General features: G+C 44.3%; 23 protein-coding genes. 17 read left to right on the top strand and 6 right to left on the bottom strand.

Annotation, left to right across the window (positions count from 1 at the left end):
• Positions 1 to 229: 229 nt before the first annotated feature.
• The 6 genes from HNQ41_RS09835 to HNQ41_RS09810 all read left to right on the top strand — a co-directional run bounded on the left by HNQ41_RS09835 (position 230) and on the right by HNQ41_RS09810 (position 7,076).
• Complete coding sequence (locus tag HNQ41_RS09835) at positions 230 to 1,441, top strand: sensor histidine kinase (protein WP_184664259.1); 1,212 nt, start codon at positions 230 to 232, stop codon at positions 1,439 to 1,441.
• A 198-nt stretch (positions 1,442 to 1,639) separates the two neighbouring features.
• Positions 1,640 to 1,879, top strand: coding sequence for a hypothetical protein (locus tag HNQ41_RS09830; protein WP_184664258.1), 240 nt, complete (start codon positions 1,640 to 1,642; stop codon positions 1,877 to 1,879).
• A 273-nt stretch (positions 1,880 to 2,152) separates the two neighbouring features.
• Positions 2,153 to 2,716: a phosphatase PAP2 family protein gene (locus HNQ41_RS09825; RefSeq protein ID WP_184664257.1), complete on the top strand. Its 564-nt coding sequence runs from the start codon at positions 2,153 to 2,155 to the stop codon at positions 2,714 to 2,716.
• Between the two features lie 187 nt (positions 2,717 to 2,903).
• On the top strand, positions 2,904 to 4,382 hold the full coding sequence (locus HNQ41_RS09820) for a methyl-accepting chemotaxis protein (protein ID WP_184664256.1): 1,479 nt from the start codon (positions 2,904 to 2,906) through the stop codon (positions 4,380 to 4,382).
• Between the two features lie 111 nt (positions 4,383 to 4,493).
• Positions 4,494 to 5,693: an alanyl-tRNA editing protein gene (locus tag HNQ41_RS09815; protein ID WP_184664255.1), complete on the top strand. Its 1,200-nt coding sequence runs from the start codon at positions 4,494 to 4,496 to the stop codon at positions 5,691 to 5,693.
• Between the two features lie 72 nt (positions 5,694 to 5,765).
• Positions 5,766 to 7,076 carry a Zn-dependent hydrolase gene (locus HNQ41_RS09810; RefSeq protein WP_184664254.1) on the top strand — a complete coding sequence of 437 codons (1,311 nt, stop codon included), beginning with the start codon at positions 5,766 to 5,768 and terminating at the stop codon, positions 7,074 to 7,076.
• A 50-nt stretch (positions 7,077 to 7,126) separates the two neighbouring features.
• Here HNQ41_RS09810 and HNQ41_RS09805 read toward each other — a convergent pair whose 3' ends face one another.
• Entirely contained in the window at positions 7,127 to 8,470 is a 1,344-nt protein-coding gene (locus HNQ41_RS09805) for an alanine/glycine:cation symporter family protein (protein ID WP_184664253.1), read from the bottom strand.
• Between the two features lie 246 nt (positions 8,471 to 8,716).
• Between HNQ41_RS09805 and HNQ41_RS09800 the strand changes: the two genes are divergently transcribed.
• Positions 8,717 to 9,301, top strand: a complete 585-nt coding sequence (locus tag HNQ41_RS09800) for a transposase (RefSeq protein WP_184664252.1) — start codon at positions 8,717 to 8,719, stop codon at positions 9,299 to 9,301.
• A gap of 126 nt (positions 9,302 to 9,427) precedes the next feature.
• On the opposite strand, the gene HNQ41_RS09795 is transcribed toward HNQ41_RS09800, so the two are convergent.
• Positions 9,428 to 10,837 carry a sodium/glutamate symporter gene (locus HNQ41_RS09795; protein WP_184664251.1) on the bottom strand — a complete coding sequence of 470 codons (1,410 nt, stop codon included), beginning with the start codon at positions 10,835 to 10,837 and terminating at the stop codon, positions 9,428 to 9,430.
• A gap of 142 nt (positions 10,838 to 10,979) precedes the next feature.
• Positions 10,980 to 11,585, bottom strand: coding sequence for a YczE/YyaS/YitT family protein (locus HNQ41_RS09790; RefSeq protein ID WP_184664250.1), 606 nt, complete (start codon positions 11,583 to 11,585; stop codon positions 10,980 to 10,982).
• Between the two features lie 437 nt (positions 11,586 to 12,022).
• On the opposite strand from HNQ41_RS09790, the gene HNQ41_RS09785 reads away from it, so the two are divergent.
• Positions 12,023 to 12,661, top strand: coding sequence for a trimeric intracellular cation channel family protein (locus HNQ41_RS09785; RefSeq protein ID WP_343043351.1), 639 nt, complete (start codon positions 12,023 to 12,025; stop codon positions 12,659 to 12,661).
• Positions 12,662 to 12,744: 83 nt separating this feature from the next.
• Here the strand turns inward: HNQ41_RS09785 and ptsG are convergent, their stop codons facing one another.
• From ptsG to HNQ41_RS09770, 3 genes are all read right to left on the bottom strand, one after another.
• Positions 12,745 to 14,775: a glucose-specific PTS transporter subunit IIBC gene (ptsG, locus tag HNQ41_RS09780; protein WP_184664248.1), complete on the bottom strand. Its 2,031-nt coding sequence runs from the start codon at positions 14,773 to 14,775 to the stop codon at positions 12,745 to 12,747.
• A gap of 206 nt (positions 14,776 to 14,981) precedes the next feature.
• The gene (glcT, locus tag HNQ41_RS09775; RefSeq protein WP_184664247.1) at positions 14,982 to 15,818 is read right to left on the bottom strand and encodes a glucose PTS transporter transcription antiterminator GlcT; all 837 of its coding nucleotides are present in this window, start codon (positions 15,816 to 15,818) and stop codon (positions 14,982 to 14,984) included.
• A gap of 697 nt (positions 15,819 to 16,515) precedes the next feature.
• The gene (locus HNQ41_RS09770) at positions 16,516 to 17,241 is read right to left on the bottom strand and encodes a hypothetical protein (RefSeq protein WP_184664246.1); all 726 of its coding nucleotides are present in this window, start codon (positions 17,239 to 17,241) and stop codon (positions 16,516 to 16,518) included.
• Positions 17,242 to 17,626: 385 nt separating this feature from the next.
• Between HNQ41_RS09770 and HNQ41_RS09765 the strand changes: the two genes are divergently transcribed.
• The 9 genes from HNQ41_RS09765 to HNQ41_RS09725 all read left to right on the top strand — a co-directional run bounded on the left by HNQ41_RS09765 (position 17,627) and on the right by HNQ41_RS09725 (position 26,363).
• On the top strand, positions 17,627 to 18,409 hold the full coding sequence (locus tag HNQ41_RS09765) for a tyrosine-protein phosphatase (protein WP_184664245.1): 783 nt from the start codon (positions 17,627 to 17,629) through the stop codon (positions 18,407 to 18,409).
• Between the two features lie 63 nt (positions 18,410 to 18,472).
• Complete coding sequence (locus tag HNQ41_RS09760; protein WP_246421595.1) at positions 18,473 to 19,408, top strand: acetamidase/formamidase family protein; 936 nt, start codon at positions 18,473 to 18,475, stop codon at positions 19,406 to 19,408.
• Between the two features lie 130 nt (positions 19,409 to 19,538).
• Positions 19,539 to 20,660 (top strand): NAD(P)/FAD-dependent oxidoreductase, encoded by a 1,122-nt coding sequence (locus HNQ41_RS09755; protein ID WP_184664243.1) that lies wholly within the window; start codon positions 19,539 to 19,541, stop codon positions 20,658 to 20,660.
• Positions 20,661 to 20,805: 145 nt separating this feature from the next.
• The gene (locus HNQ41_RS09750) at positions 20,806 to 21,063 is read left to right on the top strand and encodes a hypothetical protein (RefSeq protein ID WP_184664242.1); all 258 of its coding nucleotides are present in this window, start codon (positions 20,806 to 20,808) and stop codon (positions 21,061 to 21,063) included.
• A gap of 189 nt (positions 21,064 to 21,252) precedes the next feature.
• On the top strand, positions 21,253 to 21,945 hold the full coding sequence (locus HNQ41_RS09745) for an LppM family (lipo)protein (RefSeq protein WP_184664241.1): 693 nt from the start codon (positions 21,253 to 21,255) through the stop codon (positions 21,943 to 21,945).
• Positions 21,946 to 22,378: 433 nt separating this feature from the next.
• Positions 22,379 to 23,359, top strand: a complete 981-nt coding sequence (locus HNQ41_RS09740) for a bile acid:sodium symporter family protein (RefSeq protein WP_184664240.1) — start codon at positions 22,379 to 22,381, stop codon at positions 23,357 to 23,359.
• A gap of 160 nt (positions 23,360 to 23,519) precedes the next feature.
• Positions 23,520 to 24,461: an AEC family transporter gene (locus HNQ41_RS09735; RefSeq protein ID WP_184664239.1), complete on the top strand. Its 942-nt coding sequence runs from the start codon at positions 23,520 to 23,522 to the stop codon at positions 24,459 to 24,461.
• 162 nt (positions 24,462 to 24,623) lie between these two features.
• A complete protein-coding gene (locus HNQ41_RS09730) occupies positions 24,624 to 25,400 on the top strand; it encodes a nitrilase-related carbon-nitrogen hydrolase (protein WP_184664238.1) in 777 nt (258 codons plus the stop codon).
• A gap of 396 nt (positions 25,401 to 25,796) precedes the next feature.
• Positions 25,797 to 26,363 (top strand): sulfurtransferase TusA family protein, encoded by a 567-nt coding sequence (locus HNQ41_RS09725; RefSeq protein WP_184664237.1) that lies wholly within the window; start codon positions 25,797 to 25,799, stop codon positions 26,361 to 26,363.
• The last annotated feature ends 43 nt before the right edge of the window (positions 26,364 to 26,406 follow it).

The raw sequence follows: 26,406 nt of genomic DNA, 5'->3' as shown, positions 1-26,406 counted from the left end.
CAAACGTTCAGCTAAACGATCGCTTCATCAGTTAGAAGTGGAAGGGGGTAGTTCATTAGAACTATCTATCAATTACTTTAGTGAAAAAGTTTATCTTGTTGCGTGGCTAGGGATCGCTTTCATATAGAGATATTGTGTGGATTTTATGAAAGTTGTATGGTCAAGTAAGATGTTTTGCTATAATATAGTCGTTTAGTCTCATTTCAATTAATAGTAAAGGTGCAGATCAATGAATTCTATTTTTCAGCTCATTCATAAACGAACTTATTATATTTCAATACTTTTTATTATTTCAATATTGGTTTTAGGTTTGCTCGTTGACAATCCACGTCACGCAGACATTGATGTCATTTTTTTCATTCATACTTTGTTCGTCATTTTTATATCAGTGGGTTTAATCATGTATCCGCGCTTTGAAAAGCCTTGGTTTCGAAATCTCCTGATCACAGTGATGTTTGCTTTTTTTTATTTGTTGTTTTTCATTTATCCTGATGCGACGACAACACCCGTATTAATTTCTTTTATTCCAGCGATTTCAATTCTGTTCTTTGATTCAAAATTGTTTTACATCACACTTATAGCAAACACTGTGCTCGTTTCGCTATTTTTTATGTATATCATTTTTATTGATCAAGGCACACACTTTCCTTACTTGACGATGCATATAGCAGGAAATTTGATCAATATTTTCTTATGCCAAACGTTATTATTTATTATTTTTAAAATGCATCAGGCGAGAATACGGAATCTCCAATCATATTATGCAGAAGTGCAACAATCAGAACGTTTAAGAACAACAGGAGAACTTGCAGCAGGTGTAGCCCACGAAATAAGAAACCCGCTTACTGTCGTCAAAGGGTATTTACAGTTGCACCGATATGACCAATCGCTAACCCCAGCTGTTAAAAGAAGTTATACGTTAATGATCGATGAGCTAAACAGCGCCGAACACGTGATTTCAGATTTCTTAACGATTGCGAAATCAAGTAAAGAGCAAATGCCAGAAACTGTTGATGTGAAGCGAGAACTTAAAAATATTACAGATTTACTATTATCTTACGGCCATTTACATGATAATGATATCAACTTACAAGCAGAAGAAGGCTGTTACATTGCTGCAAACAGTGTTGAATTTAAACAGCTGATTATTAACCTTGTGAAGAATGCCATTGAAGCTTCTGAAACAGGGGCTTCCATTGATGTGCGAGCTGTTAAAAAGAAAGGTAACGTCGAAATCGACATTGCCGACTACGGTTGTGGCATGTCTGAAGAAGAAATGAAGGTACTCGGAACTCCATTTTACACGTTAAAAAGCCAAGGAACCGGGCTCGGTTTAATGATTTGCTATAACATTGTCGATAAATATAACGGAAACCTTGATTTCCAAAGTGAAAACGGACAAGGAACAACCGTGCATATTCGCTTCCCACTCGAAATCTGACGCAACCATGCGTCAGATTTTGTGCTTTATCGAAGTGAAGGGTAGGTGCTACTTCGGTAGCACCTACCCTTCACTGCTTTAAAGTAAACAAGTGTACGTTTAAGCACATTAGCAGGTGACGGAACAGAGTTGATATTTTATCTATTTTTGTGCAACGATTTAGAATGATTGGCGTCTCTTATGTGAGGAGGAATTCATATGGCAAAGAAAACAAGGATCCCATTTGTAACAGCGGTTGTGTTAACAGTGTGTATGATCTACATGCTTGGAGGGTTAACCGCAGCAATCGGTTCTGGGGTGTCAGGTGCAGCCATTCTACTTTTCGGTCACTTAACCCTGCCGGAAATCATGGAAGTATTCAATGTGCTGAGTATGCTAACAGTTGTTGCATGGGTGATTTGGGCTTTTTTGTTTGTGGTAGAGGAAAAGAAGTCGTGAAGTGTAGGTGGGGAAGAAATACACGCGCGGTGACAAGTCATGTATTATTTCATGGTACGGCCAGTGCTCCTTATCTTGAGAGATTCCGGACACGTTAGTTTTTCACTTTATCAAAGTAAAGGGTAGGTGCTACTTCGGTAGCACCTACCCTTTCGTACTTTACAGTGTTGGAGTCACGAATTCCCTATTTTTTTGGACTGAAAAAATGGTAAAATAGATTTTATGAGTCAAACGTGTTTTATTCAAAAAGGGAAGTAGAAGGAGAGGACGATGATGGATCATCAATTATTTCACTGGCTTCACGGTTTCTCGAATCAATACGATTGGTTAGATGCTGTGATGATGGCGATGACAGAACACGGCCCTACGTTTTTTGCGTTGTCACTCGTTGTCGTGTTTATATATCACCTTGTGAAAAATCATTGGCAAAATACGTTCGCGACGTTTACGGTTGCTGGTTTGTCGATGGGGGCGACAGTCGGGATCGGTTTTTTGATCAAGGAGTTGTATTATCGGGATCGTCCGTTTATTACGTATGAATTGGAACTTTTGATTACGCATAACGAAGCGTCGTCGTTTCCGAGTAATCATACGCTCGCGGCGTTTGCGATTGCGTTTGCGATATTTTACGTGTACCGAAAGCTAGGTGTCGCGTATCTCGTGTTGGCGGCACTGATGGGCTTGTCGCGGATTTACCTTGGGCATCACTATCCGGTGGATGTTATTAGTGCGGCAGTGATTGCCGTTGTCGTCGCGAGTGTGCTATTGAAAGTCCGCTACGAAGAGACGATTTTACGCTTTCTTGAGAAAATGAAAGCCAGTCGAGACAGTGCATAAAGAACGGACACTTTAGTTGAATGAAGGGTAGGTGCTACTTCGGTAGCACCTACCCTTCAATGCTTTAACACAAAAAAAGTCAACATCATAACCTTACAAAATGTTGACTTTTATTGAAAACTGTCGAAAAAGCTACACTTTCATGAGGTGAAGTGGTAAGCTTTTAAAAAAGGGAGGGGGACTTCCGTTGGACACTGGGGGATCCATAGATGAATTAAGAATGTCCGATGTAAAAAAGAAAAACCTATTGGCGGTGCTCGTTTTTTCGATATCACTTGCCAGCGCAGGGGTTTTAGCAATTTTTCAACAAAACATAGAGGTAGCGTTTTTATATGGCATTGAATTGTTCTTGTTGTTTGCCATTTATGCAGGTTTGAAATATTGGCTGAAAAAAGAGACGTTTTTCCCGTATGCGCTCGTCATCCTCGTATACATATTTACAATATCGTCTATATTCTTCCTAGGCGGTGGCCTATCGACAGTGGTGATTTTTTTCTTTTTACTATTTTTATCAACCGTACATTTGTATAAAATCGTATTTTTGAGCGGGTTCGTTGCAGGTGGACTAGGCCTTTACCTCAATGCGTTTTACAGTTCGGTTGACACAGCAGTATTGCAAGAGATATTTCCTTTTGTCATGCTCGCGTATGTATTAACGGGTACAGTTGCATGGGTGCTCATTTACTTAAATCAGAAACAAATGGAGACGATCGAACAATTATTGCACCGAAGTGAAGCGGATGGCGCGCGAAAGGAAGAGGAAAAACAATCTCTTGAGACGAACGTTGCAGCGATGAAGGAACAATTCGATAATGTTAACGAACGTGTGCAAACAAATATTGATGCACAAGGCGAAATTTCAGAAGCGATCTCCGAAGTGGCCGCGGGTACGTCAGCACAAACTGAAAAAGTGACGAATATCTCGCAAAGCGCGCACGATACGCTGAATGTTATGGAAACGATGGTGAAGGATATACAATCGCTGAACACTGAATTTCAAGAAGCATCGGCAAACGTCACAAGTGGCAGCGATGACGCACGGAGTTTGAATGGGGATATGACGAAATTCCAGCTCCAAATCACCAAGCTTAGCGAATCATTTAGTGCACTAACTTCCAACATTGACGAGATGCGCAACTTTTCCGAAGATATCATCAATATTAGCGAACAGACGAATTTATTAGCATTGAATGCATCCATAGAAGCGGCCCGTGCCGGTGAAGCAGGAAAAGGGTTCTCTGTTGTCGCGGATGAAATCCGTAAACTCGCCGATATGACGAACCAAACGGCCGCTAAAATGACTGATAACTTACAAGTCGTAAAAGAAACCAATGATTCCGCGCTCGACCATATGCAGAACAGCCGTACAATGGTTGATGAGACATTGAATCAGGCAGAGAGGGTGAGTAGCGCTTTCGAACAGTTGCGTTCTTACATGGACGAGCTTAATGGAAGACTCCGTTCTTTTGAAGAATCAGGAGAAACATCCAAAGACAATGCGGCACAAGCCGAAAAAGCGCTCGGAGATCTCGCAGCAATCATTGAACAATCGTCGGCTAGCATCGAAGAAATGAATGCTTCTGTAGAAAACTTGAACGAACAAAATGAGTCGATCCGCAAAGAAATGAAAGACATCGAAGACCGCGCACAAGCGTTGGTGCTTTAGTTAAGTAAAGGGTAGGTGCTACTTCGGTAGCACCTACCCTTCAATGCTTTAACGAGAAACAGTGAGCGTGTATAATAGAGGAAATGATACACGTTGAGGAGGACTAACCCATTGCCAACGAAAAAGTTATTCTATGAAGATGCATACATACAATCATTTGAAACAAACATCGTGCGACAAGCGCAGGATGAAGAGGGTCACGATTATGTCGTCCTTGAGGAAACGGCGTTTTACCCGACAGCTGGGGGCCAACCGAATGACACGGGAGAAATCAATGGCCAAGCAGTCGTAGACGTTGAAGAAGTTGATGGCGAGCTTCGCCATTATTTGAACGAACCGCTTGATCTCGCGGTTACGGACAGAGAAGTTTCTGCGCAAATCGATTGGCCGCGTCGCTTTGATCATATGCAACAACACACAGGGCAGCATATTTTATCGGCAGCTTTTGCAGAGCTTTTTGAAATAGAAACGGTCAGTTTTCATCTCGGAGAACGGATCTGTACGATCGATTTGGATACAGACGGGTTAACAGAACAGCAAGCAGAGCAGGTGGAAGCGCGTGCCAACGAGATCATCCAAGAAAACCGAGCGATTGAAACGCGCCAAGTCCCTGAAGAAGAATTAGCTAACTACCCACTTCGCAAAACCCCGTCAGTGACAGGGACTGTCCGACTGATCATCATCCCTGATTTTGATTACAACGGTTGCGGTGGGACGCATCCACGTTCGACGGGTGAAGTGACGATGAGCAAAATTTTAAATTGGGAGCGGCAAAAAAAGCGTATCCGTGTGCAGTTTATTTGCGGGGATCGTGTACGGCATCAGTTCAACGAAAAGCAAGCCGTGTTACATAAGTTAAACGATCGTTTAAATGCGCCGGACGATGGGCTTGTCGAGGCGGTTGAACGGTTGTTAGAAAACGAAAAGCAAATGGAGAAATCTTTGCAGGAAACGAAAACGGCTCTTCTTCATCATGAAGCGAAGGAATTGGCATTTGAACGGGAAGAAGCGTTCGTTGGCAAAGTATATGAAGGTCGTGGAATGAAGGAGTTGCAACAGTTGGCGCGGGCTGCGGTCGCGGAGGCGAGTGAGGCGATTGTCGTGCTTGTTGCGGAAAACGATCAGCAGTTACAGTTTGTTTGTGCGCGTGGGCAAGCGGCTGATGCGAACATGAAGGAGCTTGCGGATGTGCTTCTCGCGGAAATTGACGGGAAAGGCGGCGGAAACGAGCAAATCGCCCAAGGTGGTGGAGAAAAGAAAGTACGTGGCTCAGAATTGCTGGAAACAGGACGCGGGGCTTTAGCTAAATAAAGGGTAGGTGCTACTTCGGTAGCACCTACCCTTCAACACACTACAGCACAAAAACAAGGAGGCATCTTCAGCATGACGACGAATCCAGCAAATTTCGCAACGGAATTTTACAATCAACTTACAAATGATTACGACACAAACTTAAGCCATTCAGGTGTTAGCGGCGAACGACTCGCCAGCCGACTCGCTGAACTGAGTAAGATCGGACTTACTGAAGATGGCGGATCTAGCCGCATGGGCTTTTCCGCCGAAGAACGGGAAGCCAAAGAGCTCGTAAAAACGTGGATGCGAGATGCCGGTCTCGCTGTCCATGAAGATGGTGCAGGCAACATCTTCGGTCGCCTAGAAGGCGCAACGTCAGACGCGCCCGCCATTCTCTCAGGTTCGCACGTCGATAGTGTGCCAAACGGTGGCCATTTTGACGGTCCGCTCGGTGTCCTCGCTGCACTTGAAGTCGCCGAAGCGTGGAAGGAAACGGGCTACACACCTGACAATCCTTATGAAGTCGTCATCTTCACCGACGAAGAAGGATCGCGCTTCAAATCCGGTATTAGCGGAAGTGCGGCGATGGTCGGGGATGCCGATCGTGAAGAACACGTAGCGTACACCGATGTCAATGGTGACAGCTTTCAAACGGTCATCGAACGGGACGGGCTCACTGTCGACGGCTACTTCGCCGCCAAACGCAACCTCGATGAAATCGACACTTTCGTCGAAGTCCATATCGAACAAGGTAAGCGCCTCGAAAAAGAGGGTCTTTCCGTCGGTGTTGTCACAGGCATTGCAGGCCCAGCCTGGATGGAAGTGACGATCACAGGTGAAGCTGGTCACGCTGGAAACACGCCGATGGACGACCGTGCGGATGCCTTGATCGCCGCTAGCGAATGCATCCACCAAATCGAGCACCTTCCTGCCAAAGTGAGTGAGAGCGCCGTCGCCACCGTCGGACAAATGTCCGTCGAGCCGAATGGGATCAATGTCATCCCAGGAAACGTCACGTTCACCGTCGACATCCGTGACATCCACATAGAAACCCGTGACCAACTCATCAACGATGTGACAAACCTTGTTCACCGAGTTTCGCGCGAACGTCAAGTCGACGCGCAAGTTAAAGAAAATGTCCGTATTCCGCCAATGCCTATTGCGGATGATTTGCAAAGAAAAGCAGCCGCTGCCGTCGAGAAAGCCCAAGGGTCTTCCTTCTTTTTGCCAAGCGGAGCTGGTCACGACGCAATGATCGTTGGCGCGCATCGTCCCAGCGCGATGCTATTTGTCCGCAGTAAAAACGGTATTAGTCACAACCCGCTCGAATGGTCTTCCTTGAATGATTGCACGCTCAGTGTACATGCACTTAAAGGCACACTCGAGACTTTAGTAAAGTAAAGGGTAGGTGCTACTTCGGTAGCACCTACCCTTTCGTTCGCTAAAGGATCTTATTGTTTGAGTTTTTCTTCTTGGCGGAGTTTTCGAAACTTGTTCGTTTCTCTTACGACGACGCCTGATAGAAGTAAGAGAGCGATCAAGTTTGGAAACGCCATAAGTCCGTTCATGATATCGGCAAAGCCCCAGACAATTTCAGACGAGGCAACTGCACCGACAAAGAGGGCGATCACGAATACGAAGCGGTAATAAATCGATGCTTTTTCGCCGAATAAATACGTGATACATTTTTCCCCGAAGTAAGACCAACCGAGGATCGTCGAAAATACGAAAAACAAGAGTGCAATTGCTACGATAACTCCACCAATGCCAGGCAAGAATTGTTCAAAGGCCGCGGACGTTAGTTGGGCGGCTGAGTCGGACTCCTCCAGGTACATACGACCCATAACAAGGGAGAGCCCTGTAATCGTACATACAATGATCGTATCAATAAAGACTTGCGTCATCGACACGAGCGCTTGACGCGCAGGTACATCGGTTTTCGCAGCAGCTGCGGCAATCCCACCTGTACCGAGACCGGCTTCGTTTGAGAAGATACCACGGGCGACTCCTTGTTGGATGACAGCACCGATGGCACCACCTGCGACAGCTTGGCCAGTGAAGGCGTCGGTGAAAATGAGTGCAAAGGCAGCGCCGACCATATCAATGTTGATGACGACAATGGTGAGGCCAGCAAGAATATAAAAGATGATCATGACAGGTACAATGGCACCGACGACTTTTCCGATACTTTTAATCCCACCAATAATGACTAAACCTATGAGAACACTTAAAATAAGACCTGTTACCCACATCGGAATTCCGAAATTTTGAGCAGCAACACCTGCGGCTTCTTCAGACTGGACCATGTTACCGATCCCGAAGGCAGCAATGGAAGCGAAGAGAGCAAAGATAACAGCGAGCCACTTCATACCGAGCCCTTTTTCGATGTAATACATCGGACCGCCAGCCATTTCCCCTTTGGCGTTTTCCGTACGGTATTTAACCCCGAGGATCGCTTCGCTGTATTTCGTTGCCATCCCGACAAAAGCGGTGATCCACATCCAGAATACAGCACCTGGACCGCCAGCAGCGACAGCCGAGGCGACCCCGGCAATGTTCCCGGTACCGACTGTTGCGGCGAGCGCGGTCATAAGCGCTTGAAAGTGAGAAATGTCCCCTTTCTCGGTGTTGTCACGCTTAGTGAACAATAATTTCAATGAATAGGGTAGCTGTTGAAACGAAAAGAACATTAAGCGGACGGTTAGGTACAAACCTGTCCCGACAAGCAAAATAATGAGCGGTAAACCCCATACAACACCATTAACCGTATCAATCCAATGTTCAATTGCTTCCAATTTTCATCACCCCTTTCGGTAAGTTTATATATATCTTTTAATAATGAAAATATTCTATAAATTTAACAAATACATGTCTATAAATCAATAGGAAAAAAGGTAGGGGGATTTCGTGCTTTAGTGAGTCAAAGGGTAGGTGCTACCGAAGTAGCACCTACCCTTTAACAAGATAAAGTGAAAATGTAGAAGGTTTTTGGCAAATGATGTCGAAATGTAATCTATAGAAAACAGAAAGGAAGTGACGCCATGGCGTATCAAAGAAGAAAATGGGTCCCTCATTATTTTTATCATATTAATACGAGGGGGAATAGTAAGAAAGAAATCTTTCATGAAGAAGCCGATTATTACAAGTTTCTCAAGTTACTCACTCGTGCGCATGAAAAAATCCCTTATGAGTTATGTGCTTATTGTTTGATGAGTAATCACTATCATCTTCTCCTCCGTGCCCCATATAAGGCAATTCCCAAAATTATGTTTCACCTCAACAAAAGATATGCTGATTATTACAATCGAAAATATGATTCAACAGGTCATGTGTTTGAAAAACGTTACCATGATAATGCTGTGAAAACAGCGAAAGGTTTGCTTGTGACGAGTGCTTATATTCATACGAACCCGTACGCAGCGAATCTCGTCAGTGATTTGACATGGTACCCGTGGAGTAGTGTCCACTACTTTTCTCCGCAAACATTGAAACGACCGCCACAATTTCTTGATCCCACACCTGTCTTAACGAATTTTCCTGGAACTGAACGCGAACAAAAATTAGCTTATATGAATTGGTTATCTATGCAAGCAGTGAGCGGAAAACAAAGTACGCATAACCTTTAGCACTGTACAGTAAAAAACGGTAGGTGCTACCGAAGTAGCACCTACCGTTCAATGCATTAAAGCGGAAAAGCGGCATCCAACCTCCACATGAAAACGAAAAGTGGGTGACAGCAACATACGCTTGTCTTATTTTCTTCCAAAGTAAAGAATGCCGAAAAGTAGCCAAAACAAGGTGATGATTGATGTGATCACGAGCATGGCCACGGGTCCGAATTGGAAGATGAGTGGCATAGAGATTGCAGTAACGAGACCACCGCCGACGAATGGTTCAAAAAGGATTTGTTTGTAGCCGAAACCTTCCAGTGCGGGTGTGCGGTTTTCTGGGTCGGCGACTTTCATGAGTAAGAGTCCAGTTGCGGCAATCCCTGTGCCTTGTCCGAAGTCACCGATTCCACGTTCGAACCAGTGGGACGGAATCATTTTCGGTGCAAGGACGATAAATGCAAAGACGTTCCAGACGATACCGATGACAGCGAGTGATACGAATGCGACGATGTTCTCACCGATAACGGAAAGGGAGATGGTCGCAAGTGCGCTGACGATCAGAACGTCTAATGAAAAGCCACTAATTCGGTTGATCGTTTTTCGGTCGATTAATTTGAATTGGTCGTAACGATCAGACAGGCCTTGGGTAATGATACCGCCAACCATCGCGAGTGGGAAGAGTGGGATGTAAGTCATGATTTCTACATCTGTCCAAGCGGCCCAAGTGTATTGTTCGAGTAAAACGAGTCCTTCGAGTAGGATGAAACCAATACCGATTGCGATTCCGACGTATGCTAAATGAAGTGATAGTGGGTCAACGGATTCAGGGCGTGTCGTCATTTCTGACCCTGCATAACGGTTGTCCAACTCAACAATTCCGTTACGGCCTTCACTTGAGAGGGATTCTTCACCACCGACGTGTTTCGCGCGTCCTGAACGTGCGCCCCAGTTAATGAGAATGATCCCGATGATGACACCGCTTAAAATACCGATTGTAGCCAAACCGACGGCGAGGTCGGCACCTTCTGCGAAACCGAGTTGGGCGAAGGTATCACCTAAACCGGCCGCAGTTCCGTGACCACCGACGAAACTAATTTCGATCAATGCGCCTGCAAGAGGGTTTGTCCCAAAGAAAGGCGTCAAAATGAGTATGACAAGTAACAAACCGACAACGTATTGTCCCCAAGAAACCATTTGTCCCATGGCAACTTGAGGGCCACCGACCATCCATACTTTTCGTATGCTGGGGAGTGATGTCCCTAAAAATAAAGACGCAAAAACGACATTAATAAATAGGCCGGGAAGTGTTCCCCAAACTTGTAAGATGTGTTCTGGAATTAATCCTTGTGATAGGACATGCTCTTCTGATGAGAAAAAGGCAACGATACTGCCGAAAATTTCAGGTCCTAATAATAAAGCTAAAATACCAGCGATGATCGATGAAGGTAAAAATAACTTCTGAAATATATGTGTGTAAACACGAAGCCATTTTCCGATTACGAGAAAGAAACCTAGTACAATAAAACTGAAGCCAATTTGTTCTGGGCTCATATTCATTCCCTCCTTGTGAACGTGTTCTTAGTACTCTGTAAAAGAGTGAGTCAAGCGAAAGGATCAACCTTTAGCTATGAGAGCGGAAACATCACATGCGCTGAAAAACCCGCCTCTTATGAAAGTTGCGGGTGGCATTAAGTTAAGAAAAACAAAATCGCTTTTCAAACGGTGGGTAAAATACTTGAATTAACGGGCCGATAGAAAATGCGATGATCAATGTTCCTAAGCCGATAGGGCCGCTAAAGATGAAAGCTGCTGTAAGAGCAATGAATTCAAGTATCGTTTTAGAGACATTCAGACTTTTACCTGTACGGTATTGGAATGCAATCATCAAATTATCGATCGGGTTTTTGGCAAAGCCTGCTTGTAAGTATAAAGAAATTCCAACGGCCATTAACATTACTCCGCTAAAGAGTAAAAAGAGCTGTAATGAAAACGATGAAAGTGTTACGTTACTAAAAACGAACAATAGCCAAAAATCAAGTAACAACCCTAGTAAAAAAATCGTTGCCACTGCTGGGAGATCAGGTTTTCTTTCGAGTAAAAATGCATTAATGATAATAAGCATAATGCCAATGATGAAAATCCAACTACCAGCTGTCAAACCAATTGTTGTAGATAAGCCTACAAATAAAGCGTCCCAAGGACCAACACCTAAGTCTGCGGTAATTAATAAACTGACACCAAATGATAGGATGATCAGACCTGCGGTGTATACAATACTACGTAAGATCCACGTATTCATGCTGTTATTCACCCACTTTTATTCTATTTTCCCAAGTTTTCATTATACTTTATAACAAAAATGTTGTCACTATGTAAAAAAAAGGAATTTACGGAGTGCGTTTTAGTGAAAGGCTTGTGACAAGCAATGGTGTGAAGGTTGCTTTAGTGGAATTTTTATAAGAGAGGGTAAATACTATTTATATAGTGGGAAAGTTTTTTAGAGGGCGGGAAGTTGGTGTGCTTTAGTTTGGTAAAGGGTAGGTGCTACTTCGGTAGCACCTACCCTTTCGTACGCCAACGTAATAAAGCGTCTAATGAACGCCTGTTCAAAGTGAATTTCTTCTATTATATAGTGACTATTTTACTAAGGTGTATTTCTTGCTAAACAAGTTCACTATGCCATAAACTAATGTTAGTTTTGAGCATGCAAATGATAGAGAAAGAAGGATGTTCACGGTGTGGGATTTGTTAAATGTAATTGGAACGATTGCTTTTGCTTTGAGTGGTGTTTTGGTTGCGATGGAGGAGCGGTATGATTTGATGGGGGTGTATATCCTCGGATTTATCACCGCCTTTGGTGGTGGTGCGGTGCGAAACCTTTTAATCGGTGTACCGGTCTCGGCATTATGGGACCAAGGAACATTATTTACAGTTGCTTTTATCGTTATGACGATTGCTTTCGTGTTTCCAAAAATTTTAAGGTGGACGCTCCTTCATCGTGGGGTTTTCTTCGATGCGATTGGTCTTGGCGCATTTTCTGTGCAAGGCGCAATGTATGCCTATTCCATGGGACATCCACTTAGTGCGTGTATAGCAGCAGCTGCGTTAACAGGTACAGGTGGCGGCATGATTCGTGATGTTCTTGCTGGTCGGAAACCGCTTTTTCTGCAAAAAGAAATTTATATCGCTTGGACGTTGATCCCTGGCTTATTCATCGGACTCGGTTGGCTGACAGGAACAATTGAAGTATTACTGATCGTGGTTGTGATTGTCGCACTTCGTCTATGTTCGGTTTATTACGGTTGGCAGCTTCCCAGCCGGTCGATTGAAGAAGAGCACCAGGAACCGTATGAAAAAAGTGCTTTAACAGAGTAAAGGGTAGGTGCTACCGAAGTAGCACCTACCCTTTCGCACTTCACCGCGCAAAATCACGGAAAATCATATCTAAGCGGACAAGCTTAACGTTTCAAAATATGAATTCGGCCTGTTTCGCCTGTCTTTGTTTCGCCAGCTTTATCAATTTGTACGAATTGGTCACTGCTCAAGTTCGTAAAGATCACTGGTGTAATAACAGCTGGGACTTGTTCACGGACGCGATCAAGGTCAACCGTAAGAAGTGGTTGTCCCACTGTTACTTCATCACCTTGCGCAACGTGAGCGGTGAATCCTTCGCCTTTCAAATTGACGGTGTCGATACCGAAGTGGATCAAGATTTCTGTTCCCTCTTCTGTTTGTAAACCGATGGCGTGGTTCGTTGAGAACAAGTTTACGACTTTACCAGCAACAGGAGCGACAACCACACCGTCAGCTGGGTCGATCGCAAAACCATCACCCATCATTTTTTCAGAGAACATTTTATCTGGCACTTCAGAAAGTGGTTTTACTTCACCGTTTAGTGGCATCGCGATTTCTACATCACTTTCAACTGTAGCTGGAGCAGTCGCAGCTACTTCCTCTTCAGGTACAGGCGTTTTTCCTTGGATAATATCTTCCATTTGCCCTTTGATCGTTTCTGAACGTGGGCCGAAAATCGCTTGGATGTTTTTGTCAATTTCCATGACGCCAGAGGCACCAAGTTGCTTAAGGCGCTCTTTGTCGACTTGTGATTTATCTTCAACTGAGATACGAAGACGTGTAATGCACGCGTCTAAATACGTTAAGTTTTCTTTTCCACCAAAAGCTTTCAAAATTTCGTATGGTAATTCAGCGTTTCCATTTTCAGAGCCACTTGCATCGCCATTGCTGTTGTCTTTTTCACGACCTGGCGTCATAAGGTCAAACTTCTGGATCGCAAAGCGGAAACCAAAGTAGTAAATGACAGCAAACACAAGGCCGACTGGAATAACGAGCCACCATTCTGTTCTACCTGGCAAGATGCCGTAAAGGAAGAAGTCGATGACTCCGCCTGAGAACGTCATCCCAATTTGGACATCTAATAGGTGCATCACCATAAATGATAAACCAGCGAAAATCGTGTGAATCGCAAACAATAATGGTGCAACAAACAAGAAACTGAACTCAATCGGTTCTGTAATCCCTGTTAAGAAAGACGTTAACGCCGCAGAACCCATGATACCTGCAACAACAGTTTTCTTTTCAGGGCGTGCGCAATGGTAAATCGCAAGCGCAGCAGCAGGAAGACCGAACATCATAAATGGAAACTTACCAGTCATAAATGCACCCGCTGTAACCTCAGCGCCATCACGAATTTGGTTAAAGAAGATCTGTTGGTCACCACGGATCACTTCGCCAGCAGCGTTTGTATACTGACCGAACTCAAACCAAAACGGCGAGTAGAAAATGTGGTGTAAACCGAATGGTATCAATGCACGTTCAATGACACCGAAAATAAATGTTGCCAATGTACGGTTTGCTTCTGTCATAAAGTACGAGAACGAGTTGAGCCCTTCTTGTGCAAAAGGCCAAAAAATGTTCATCGCAACCCCTAATAAAATCGCAGAAGCTGCTGTGACAATCGGAACAAAACGTTTACCAGCAAAGAATCCAAGGTATGACGGCAATTCAATATTGTAGTATTTATTATACAAATACGAAGCCATCAGACCGACGATAATCCCGCCGAATACGCCTGTTCCTAACGTATCAACGCCAAGAATATTTACATAACCAGGGTTGTCACTAACCATTTCCGGTGTGACCCCACTCATCACATTCATCGTCACATTCATAATTAAATAACCAATGATCGCCGCTAAACCAGCAACCCCATCACCGTTTGATAATCCGATCGCAACCCCAACAGCAAACAAGAGCGCTAAGTTACCAAAGACGATATCACCAGATGCTTGCATAATTTCAGCAATCAGTGTCACAACCGCACTATCCAAAAACGGAAAACGAGCGATCATGTCTGGATTTTGCATCGCGTCACCGAAGGCGAGTAGAATACCCGCTGCCGGAAGCAACGCGACTGGAAGCATTAAGGAACGTCCGATTTTTTGCAGGACCCCAAATGAATTTTTAAACATCGCTTAAAACACCTCTCCTATAAAGTGAATAAGATGAATCCTCCGCAACAACAAACAAAAAAGGCATGAGCAAAAAGAGAGTAGCGAAAATTCCACAAAGCAGAGGGTATACGACACCCCACTTCATGTGTTCACTACAATCTTTTTCACTCATGCCTGCATAACCAGTAACACGGAAAAAGGATTGTTATCATTCCGGTATAAAATTATTCGTTCGATTTCGCCAACCGCTGTAGATGTAACGTTAAATAAACAGCTTCAGCATCCGGTATCGGCGTTTGTAATTGTTGTTGCATCACTTTCATCAATTGCCAAGACAAAGAATAGCACACAGGATATTCAGATTGCAACACCTTTTGTAAATTGTCCTGTTTTTCCATGTACGTTTTCGACTGAATTCGCTCAATCGTGTGGTGCAAATGCCGCACGAGACGCAAGTAATCCATATCCTGCCGGTCCACTTTGATCTTCAAAGAATCCTCAATTAACTCGACAAGCTGACTAATCAACTGCGTATGCTTATTCACCTCAGCAAGATCCCGATTCGTTAACGCACTATGAATGTGAAGCGTTATAAAACCAATTTCCCCTTCAGGTATGAGAACGTCCAATTGTTCGTTCAGCCATTCGGTCAGTTCACGAGCAACAGCGTACTCCTGAGGATAAGCAAGCTCCGTTTCTTTGCAAAAAGGGTTCGAGATACCATGACCTTTTTGTATGCGCTTTATTGCAAAGTACAAGTGGTCCGTCAAACCAACATGAATATGCTCATGAAGTTTCGTGCTAAAACGATTTTCGATCATTTCAACAGATTCATTCATAACCCCGATGAATGACTCATCGACATATTGTAACAAATTCATGTATTGGCGCTGTTCTTCATCATTTTTCAACACGAAAAATTTCTCAGCATGTTCACCAGCAATCTCGTCACCATTTTTCTTCCCGAAACCAATCCCTTTCCCAATGAGGACGACTTCATCATAATTCGGGTGCTCGGCAATCACGACATTGTTATTTAACACTTTTTTTACGGTTAGCATCGCATCACCTCCATTATGAACCGTGCCAGCATTCGAGCATTTTCGACAGTGGTACTTATTATAGAGAAACAGAGCAAATATTTCAAGTAAACGTTTTCTTTAGTGAACTAAAGGGTAGGTGCTACTTCGGTAGCACCTACCCTTTATCACGATAAAGGATCTCGCCGCATACTGACAAAATGTGAACCAGCAATCAGGGTGCGACGGCAACCTTTTATTTCCAATAACCATAAATTCGCTTGAATCGTCGAAACCGCGTTGTAAAGCGACAAAGTCTGTTCATTTCCTAGGAAATGATGTCGAAGTAGGGGGACGACTCCATCAAACATAGCTTAATAAACGCCTTACATCTCATACAGAATGAATAAAGGAGGATTTCCTAGAAGGATGGAATTAGCACGAGTGAGAGAGATGATCAAACCTATGAATGACTGTTCAACATCGCTTCTGTGACCCGACAGACGTACGACAATAAAACATGACGAATCACGACGCACTTGTTGAACGTACACACGTCATGTCTTATTTCTGTGGAAATAATGTCAAAAAATCCCTCGTCAAAGAACCGTCGAAGAACGTTGTCAAATAAATAACAACCAGGTGATACGGCGAAATGTGTTTCTATGTAATTAGAGGAGGTTCAAAGGTTCAATAACATCCTTGAAGTTTAACGAACGCCCATTTCCAATTTCCAAAACTACCATTGAAAAAAGTATTTTAACGACAACGTAATCATTGTGTAAGATAAAACACCGATGGTAAACGTGCTGAAGTGAGATTCGTGGTCTGGTGGCAGTTCGTATTTAAGGACATTTAGAATCATCGCTCCAGAGATGAAAGCAAAAATGATCGATTCAGTTAAAGAAGATAAGTTAAGGGTCAGTCCGGTAGCCCAACCGGCGATAATCCCGAGAGCAAGAATATACCTACCAACACGGTTATAAGCTTCTCCATACTCGATCCATAAATCGTGGGCAACGGCAATAAAGTGAAGGCCAACAGCCAGTCCATAAAAAACAGCCTGAACCCCTAAGACTTCTTGAGAAACAACTGTATAAGCGACAAGCATGTTATAAAAGCCAAAAAAGCTGATTTGAAACCAAAAAAGCATTCCAATATGATTTTCTTGATTGTCGACGTGTGCTTTTCTAACGACTTTTTGAATACCATAAAATATGATCACGCCAAACAAACCAATGAAATATAACTCCGATTCCATCGTGAAAAAATCATGGTGCTCTTTGGTCATAAGTTGTTCTTTATGCAAGGTAGGGAGGACATAGACAAATACGTAGGAAACAGCTAACCCTCCTGAAAATGAGAACCATTTTAATCGATGAATTCTATTAGCAGGTATAAGCTCATTAGCAAACATATGGATCATGATGAAAGTTAGACCCATAATAAAGGCATCAATGGACATACGAATACTCCTTTTTTCATTTTCAAACAAGTTATTGTTAGAATTTTCTGTCATATAAAGACCTTTTAATTCAATGATATGTACATATCGATTTGAACGCTAAGTAACTGAAAGACAGTATAGATGATGATGTCAACAAACAAGGAAATATGTTTGATGCAAGTATTTCTTTTGTTCCCAATAAATGAGAGCATGGTATAATGATGATAACGTACTTTTAAAAAAGATATCAAGGTCAACGCAGTCAAAACATACACAGCCAACTGCGATAGAAGTTCTTCTATAAGGCTCATGTGAAGAGCTTGCCAAAGTTTATAGACACAACGAAGGATTTCTCATAAAAGCCCTCATTTTTCCAAATTGAAGGTTAATAAGGAGGAAGCGTATGATTGATATTCATTGTCACATACTTCCAGAGTTAGATGATGGCGCGAAAAGTTTATCTGAAAGTATAGCGATGGCAAAACGTGCAAAGGAACAAGGCGTTGAAGGCATTGTCGCAACACCACACCACGCTGAACCTGTTTTTTCTAATACCCGCTCAACAATACTACAAAAATCGCAACGCCTAAATCGAGCCCTCGCTAAAGAAGGTATTGACTTGACCATCTTCCCAGGGCAAGAAGCGCGCATTCACCCAAAACTCCCAGAAGCCGTCGACAACCAAGAAGCATTGACGACAAACGACGCCTACAAATACATGCTTGTCGAGCTCCCGTTTCACTATTATCCTGACTATACCGAACAAGTCCTATTACACTTATTAGATCGCGGTGTCACCCCAGTTCTCGCTCACCCAGAACGAAACAGCGAACTCGTCAGAAATCCAAACATACTTTATCGTTTAGTCGAAGGAGGTGTATGCACACAATTAACGACAGCAAGCGTACTCGGCTATTTCGGTGAACAAACGAAAACCGCATGCGAACAATTTATCGACCAAGGTCTCATTCACGTCCTAGCATCCGATGCCCACAACACGAACAAACGCCCATGTCGTTGGCTTGAGACAAAAAAATATATCGATCAAACTTACGACCAGTCAACATGGGCGATGTTTAACGACAATACCCACCGCATCATTCTTGGCAAACCACTCCATAAACGAAAACCGAGAGAAATCACATCGACCGACGGTATAGAGCCATTCAAAACATCTTTTCAATAACATCGTATCAATGGTTTATTCATAACAATAAACAACAATAACTAAAAGTAAGGAGGGACAATGATGAAAAATACAAATTATACGATTCATAAACATTGCCATCACAACGCTTGGGATAACAGCCTCGAACCCGTTCTTTCTGTCGATCCAGGAGAAAGCGTCAACTTTGAAGTCCATGATGCTTCAGGGGGACAATTATCTCCGAAATCCATCGCAGCCGACATTCCAAAACTCGACCTTTCAAAACTGAACCCACTCACAGGTCCCGTTTACGTAAAAGGCGCCCAACCAGGTGACACACTAGAAGTAGAAATCGAAAACTTTGGCACACAAAGCTGGGGATGGACAGCGATTCTCCCCGAATTCGGCTTACTACAAGAAGAGTTTTCCGAACCTTACCTAAAAACATGGGACTTGAAAAACCAACAAACCGCCGAATTCGCCGACGGCATCGAAATCCCAATTCGCCCATTCCCAGGCACAATCGGCACCGCTCTCCCAGAACCAGGCGAACACGATGTCATCCCGCCTCGTAAAAACGGTGGCAACATGGACATCCGCCACCTGACAAAAGGAACAAAACTTTTCTTACCTGTATGGGTCGAAGGCGCCCTATTTTCCGTCGGCGACACCCACGCCGCCCAAGGAGACGGCGAAGTTTGCGGATCAGCCATCGAAGCCCCCATGGAAATCCAATTACGCTTCAAACTTCACAAAGGAAAAACCATACAAGAACCACAATTCATCACACCAGGCCCACTAACACCAGGCTTAGACGAAAAAGGATACTACGTCACCACAGGCTACGGCGAAGACTTAATGAGCGCCGCCAAAAATTCCGTCCGCTACATGATCGAACACCTCGAAAAAACATACGGCCTCACACCCCAAGAAGCCTACGCCCTATCAAGCATCGCCGTCGACCTCAAAATCAGCGAAATCGTCGACGTCCCCCACTACCTCATCTCCGCCTATTTGCCACAAAGCATATTCAAATAAACACATCACAACCGTGGTGTGTTTTTCCTTTTAAGAAGAAGACAAGCCTTTCCGATCGATTGAGACTCGTTTTCACTTTCAGTACAATAAGTACAGACACGCAAAAAACAACGCCGAAAAAGGAGATATTATGAGTACATACATCGTCATCGGCGCCGGGATCCTCGGCGCAACAACCGCTTATCAACTCGCAAAAGCAGGAGAGACCGTCACACTTATCGACCGTTTTGATGACGGACAAGCAACGGAAGCCGCAGCTGGTATCATTTGTCCATGGCTATCGCAACGCCGCAACAAAGCTTGGTACCGACTCGCTAAAGGCGGCGCAAAATACTATCCAGAACTGATTGCTGAACTGGAAGCAGACGGAGAAACGGATACAGGATATCAAAAAGTCGGCGCGATTAGCCTTCATACCGACGAAAAAAAGCTCGATCAAATGGAGGAACGAGCTTACACCCGTCGTGAAGACGCACCAGAAATCGGGACGATCACTCGCTTGTCGCCAGAAGAAACACGCGCACAATTTCCCGCGTTAGCGGAAGAGTATGGCGCTGTTCACGTCAGCGGTGGCGCCCGTGTCAAAGGTGATGCGCTTCGTACATCACTCGTTCGCTCAGTGCAAAAGCATGGCGCCAAAGTCATCGATGGTGACGCCACACTCGCGTTTGAAGGCAACCGCGTAACTGGCGCAAAGGTAAACGGTGAAACGCTCCACGCCGATGAAACGATCGTCACAACAGGCGCTTGGGCGAAACCTTTGTTTAAACCACTCGGCGTCGATTTCAAGATCGAACCGCAAAAAGCGCAAATTGTTCACTTGAACATGCCTGATACGGACACGGGTGCCTGGCCTGTCGTGATGCCACCGACAAATAAATATATCTTAACTTTCGAAGCTGGCCGCGTCGTCGTCGGTGCGACACACGAAGATGACCTCGGGTTCGACGGGCGCATCACAGCAGGTGGGGTGCACGAGATTTTAGATAAAGTACTCGCAGTGGCGCCAGGGCTAGCTGATGCGACGATTGAAGAAACGCGCGTCGGCTTTCGCCCTGTTGCACCTGGGTTTCTCCCTGTTATCGGACGTTTGCCAGAGTTTGAAGGGATTATTGCCGCCAACGGACTCGGTTCTTCTGGTTTAACGGCCGGCCCGTTTCTCGGAAGCGAGCTCGCAAGGCTCGCTCGTGGCAAAGAAACGACACTCGACCTCAACGACTACGACATCTCAGGTGCCGTTGAGATGCTTTAGCGAAGTGAAGGGTAGGTGCTACCGAAGTAGCACCTACCCTTTTTCGTGCTAAAGTGAAAATGTGAAGGAGAGTCGGTCGTTTCGAGTAAATTTGTCTTATTACACAAAAACTAACCGCGAACGCTATGACGAAAGGAGATCGTGTATGGATCAAAGCATTTTGTCAGGGGAGGTTGACGCGCAGTCGAAAGAGTATGTGCTCAGGCGCGTGAAGCATTGCGAGACCCAATCCGTCCTTGATGCCGAGCAATTAGAGCACCTCAATCATCACATTGGGCAAGCGGTCGAAGCAGATGAGGAATACATTTTAACCGTCAATGACCAAATCCCGGTCCGTTTAAACCGAGAAGAAATGCAACAACTGCTTTTAGAAATAAGACAAATCGCCGAACACATCCAGTAATCCGTTGATTGTTCCACACTAAAGTGGTGAAGGGTAGGTGCTACCGAAGTAGCACCTACCCTTTTACCAACTAAAGCAAAGAGTACATAAAAATGCCATTGAACGGAAAATTTTATGTTACAATTAACTTGTTTAGGTTTGGACAAATTTGCTATTTTTAGATGAACGAAACATAGAGGGGGAAGAACGATGAAAACGTACTTATTGACGGCTTTGCTCGCTATCGGTTTGTTTCTGACAGGGTGTGCGCAACAGGATCTTGTCATGGAGGTATACGATAACGATTCGGCTGATGTTGAGATGAACGTTACCTTTGACACATCGTCACTTCCATTTGGCGTTGAAGAGATGCGTGAAGATCTCGAGCGGGAAATGGAAATGGCAGAGGAAGAAGGTGTAGAGGCTGAAATCATTGATGATGAAGAAGCTGAAAGGTTAGGTATCTCAATAAAAAAGCATATTACGGATGTAACGAGAGAAATGGAACCGCTTTTCGAAGATGACGATTTCGTTACAACATATAATGACGATACACTTGTGAGTAGGGTCAGTGATTCAACCCGAGTTATCGACATGCTCGTATCTCCACAGGAAGAGGCCGTCGACATGGGGATGGATATGGATATGATTGATGTTACGTTTACAGGGCATTTTCCGACAGAACCTGTGGACCATAATGCAGATTCCGTTGATGGAAACACGTTGACGTGGGATATCGATTATTCACAAGGTAGTGAAGTGTACGCTGAATATGAAGTTGATGGAGGAAGTGACGCGGTTGTTGCTTACGCGCTCGCGCTCATTATGGTGGCCGTAGTCGGTATATTTATCGCCGTGGTCGTTAGTCGTAAACGTTTAAAAGGTGATAAAGGTTCTGAATAAGCGTAACCTCTCAAAAATAAGCCAGTCGTGATCGCGTTTGCTGTCACGGCTGGCTTTCTTTTCGTTAACGACAAAAAAGAGCAGCTCAACATCGTTGAAGCAGCTCTTTTTAAATGAAGCACGTTAGATATTTTTACTAGATGGCTTGTCTATTTTGATTGCCTATGATTGCTCTACGGCTCGTTTTGCATCATATGAGGGGTGTGAAAGCGGCAACGGCGAAAGGGTACAAGGGGGAGTATATTTTGGTGTCGCGCTTTAGTGAGGTGAAGGGTAGGTGCTACTTCGGTAGCCACTACCCTTCAATACGCTAAAACGACAAAATGTAAAAAACTTCACGATTTACTGTTGAAAACAGTGCAAACGAGCGTTACAATAATTTGAACATATCTAATTTTCAGACAACTAAGGGAGTCAGAAGGGAGTTCATTTTATGCAAGCGTTAGAGAAAGTAAGTCAAGTTTTTAGTAAGTATTTTGCTCTTATCGTTATTCTTGTCTCGTTTGTCGCATTTGCAGCGCCTGAAGGGTTCACGTGGATTGGCGCGTACATCACATTATTGCTCGGGATTATCATGTTTGGCATGGGGACGACGATGAAGCTATCCGATTTTTCTGTTGTTGCAAAAAAGCCAGTCCCAGTGATCATCGGGCTTTTGGCTCAGTTTCTGATCATGCCGCTAGCGGCCTTTGTGATTGCTTATGCGATGGGGTTGCCACCAGAACTTGCAGCTGGTCTCGTTCTCGTCGGTGCGTGCCCAGGTGGAACAGCATCCAACGTGATGGTGTACTTATCGCGTGGTGATGTACCAGTATCGGTTGCGATGACATCGGTATCAACGATGCTCGCACCTATACTCACACCACTTATCGTGCTTTTGCTAGCTGGTCAATGGCTACCTGTCGGTGTTGGTGACATGTTCATGTCGATCGTGCAAGTGATCATTATTCCAATTGCCCTCGGGATTATTGTGAGTAGATTCTTCCCTAAAGCCGTCGAAAAAGGGAAGTCGGCACTCCCACTTGTATCGGTGCTGGCGATTATGTTGATCGTTGCAGCTGTTGTGGCGCTAAATGCTGACAATTTGGCTACAACGGGCGTGGCTGTATTTACCGCTGTCATCTTGCACAACGCATTTGGCCTTGGTCTCGGTTATTTGACAGCTAAATTTGCAGGCCTTGATGAAACCAAGAGACGCGCGATCTCCATGGAAGTCGGCATGCAAAATTCGGGGCTCGGTGCGGCACTAGCAGCCGCTCACTTCGCGCCACTTGCCGCATTACCAAGCGCTGTTTTCTCCGTTTGGCACAATATTTCTGGACCAATTCTCGTTTCAATATGGAACCGAGGTGGAGGAGAAGGAACATCAGCGTCTGAAAACGAATCCTCTTCCAAAGTACCGGTGGAAAACTGAAATGACACTTTAGTCAAGTAAAGGGTAGGTGCTACTTCGGTAGCACCTACCCTTTCGCACTTCACATCACTAAAACCCTCCCGCAAAATTTCATATTCAATTCCCGACACACATACAATGTTTTTAGCGCCTCGAAATGTTGCGAATAAGTGGTGATAAAATGAACGGATTTCAAATCATTCAACCGGTATTGATCATGGCAACGATCGTCGTTTTAGGATACATCATGACGTTTAAAATTCAAGCGACTCATCACGTAAAGGAATTTATCGCATTCGTCGTAATCAACTTAGCGTTACCAGGCGTCGTCGTTTATAGCATTTTTCAAGTTAATTTTGACGCGCAAATGTGGAGACAACTGGCCATCGTATTAGCATGCGCACTAGCGTTAAACGTCATCGGTATGGCTCTCGGCTACGGAACAGGAAAAACACTCAAATATACCGACAACGAAGCGAGACAACTGGCAATCATGTCAGGCATTGGCAACACCGGATTTATCGGCGTGCCGCTCATCATCATGTTATTCGGACCCGCCGCAGGGGTGTTTGCTGCAATTTATGATGCAGGCACCGTACTAACCGTGTTCAGCATCGGCGTCATCCTATTACAACAAGAAAAATTCCGTCTCCGCCAACTAAAAGCAATGATCAACCCACCACTTGTCACGTTAATCGTGAGTATAATGATCGTTTCACTTGGAGGAACAATCCCTACATACATCTTTGAATTGAGTGAAATTTTATCTAGTTTAGCCGCACCAATGGCGATGATTTACATCGGCATGCTCATCAGCGAATGGACCCCCGATCTAGCCGAAAAACTTAAACACGACTACTGGCGCTTTATCACAGCAGCGGTCACGATTAAAGCCATCCTCGCTCCAACGATCGCGTTTACATTCCTACTATTTATCGACCTTCCCTCACAAGTAAAACAGGTCATCGTCATTCAAGCATGTATGCCGACATTCATCACCGCAGCCGTTATCATCGCCCGTTACACCGCAAACGCCAAACTCGCCATGGTCACCATCATCACAACCGCAGCCGCCAGCCTATTCATCATCCCACTCGTCATTTATAGCTCCTTTTTACTTTAAACTTTAGGAAAACGTAAATTTGGACCCTTTACTATAGTAAAGGGTAGGTGCTACTTCGGTAGCACCTACTCTTCGTTACTTTAAAACAACAAAGCGCGAACCTATTGACATAAATGTCACCTCCTGTATAATACAGGAAATCGAAAAAAGAGGGTGAAGCCGGTGAAAGTAGCCTTGTTTCAAATGGACATTGAATTCGGAGACCCGAAAACGAACGTTGAAAAAATGGACCGACAGTTTGAGCAATTAACGAACATGCCAGATGTCGTCGTCCTTCCTGAACTTTGGACAACGGGCTATGACCTATCCCGTTTAGATGAAATTGCAGATAGGAACGCAGATCAAGTCTTTCAAACATTGTCGCAATGGGCGAAAAAGTACCAACTCCATATCATCGCGGGCTCAGTCGCAAAACAAACAGACGCAGGCGTCACAAACACGATGCTCGTCGTTGATGCACACGGTAACCTCGTTAAAGACTATGACAAAGTTCATTTGTTCCGTTTAATGAATGAAGAGAAATACTTGCTTTCTGGAAATAAAACAGGAACTTTTCAACTCGACCAGCAACCGTTATCAGGCGTCATCTGTTACGATATTCGTTTTCCTGAATGGACACGCACACAAATGTTAGATGGCGCGAAAGTATTGTTTGTCGTTGCACAATGGCCGAAGCCACGCATCGACCATTGGCGCGCGCTGCTCATGAGTCGCGCGATCGAAAACCAGTGCTTCGTGATCGCATGTAACCGGGTTGGATCAGACCCAAACAACACATTTGGTGGACAATCAATCATCGTCAATCCGTGGGGCGAAGTCATTTCCGAAGCAGGAGAAGAAGAAACAGTACTTTACGGAGACATAGACCTTTCAGAAGTCGACGATATTCGCAAACAGATCCCCGTTTTCACAGACCGACGGCCTTCATTATATAAATAAGAAAACTTTATCACAGTAAAGGGTAGGTGCTACCGAAGTAGCACCTACCCTTTAATACGGTAAAGCAAGAAATAAAAAGTTGACAGCGAATCAAATGCGATTTACCATATACCCTACACCGTATAAAAGAGAGTGTGTAGCAAGTCATTTTTTTGAACTTTATATACCTGTATACGTAGGAACGTGACGCTCATTTGCAAGTAAACAAAATAAATGTAGTGGAAATGTTGACATCCTACAGCAGTTGATTTATTATATACCTAACAGGGTATACAGACCTTAAATTTTACTTGCTCATAAAACCAATACGAAAACGCGATTATTTTTTTACACCTTTATATACCCCTACTTGTATATGTAACAGAAAAAAACAAAAACCTTTAAGGAGGAGTTCCGATGACGATCAACGTCAATTTGCAAGTTGATGCAAAAGGCCTCGCATGTCCGATGCCAATTGTGAAAACGAAAAAAGCGATCGACCAAATCGAAGCAGGAGAAGTATTAGAGATCGAAGCCACAGACCGTGGTTCACTCGCTGATATGAAAGGGTGGGCTGACAGCACCGGTCACCAATATATCGGCACGAAAGAAGAAGGCGAACTTCTCATTCACTACATTCGCAAAGCGGATCCGAGTGAAACGAAAGAGGTCACAGCATTTGAACCAGAAATCGACAATGACCAATTAAAAGAAGCGCTCAACGATGAGGAAACACTTGTCGTCGATGTACGCGAACCTGCGGAATACGCCTTTGGTCATATACCCGGGGCAGTTTCAATTCCGCTAGAAGATCTGGAAGAACGCATGAAAGAACTTGACGTAGCAAAAACGATCAACGTCGTTTGTCGCACAGGAAACCGAAGTAGCATGGCGGCGCAAAAACTGGCTGACCGCGGGTTTTCAAAAGTGCAAAACGTCGTTCCTGGCATGAGCCAGTGGGACGGAGATATTCAGTCCAAATAACGAAAACTTCACGTTTTCAATAAAAGTTAAAAAAAATAGAGGG

It is taken from the genome of Texcoconibacillus texcoconensis (assembly GCF_014202575.1).
Classification (GTDB): Bacteria; Bacillota; Bacilli; order Bacillales; family Salisediminibacteriaceae; genus Texcoconibacillus; species Texcoconibacillus texcoconensis.
This window is presented reverse-complemented; position numbering and strand designations above follow the sequence as displayed.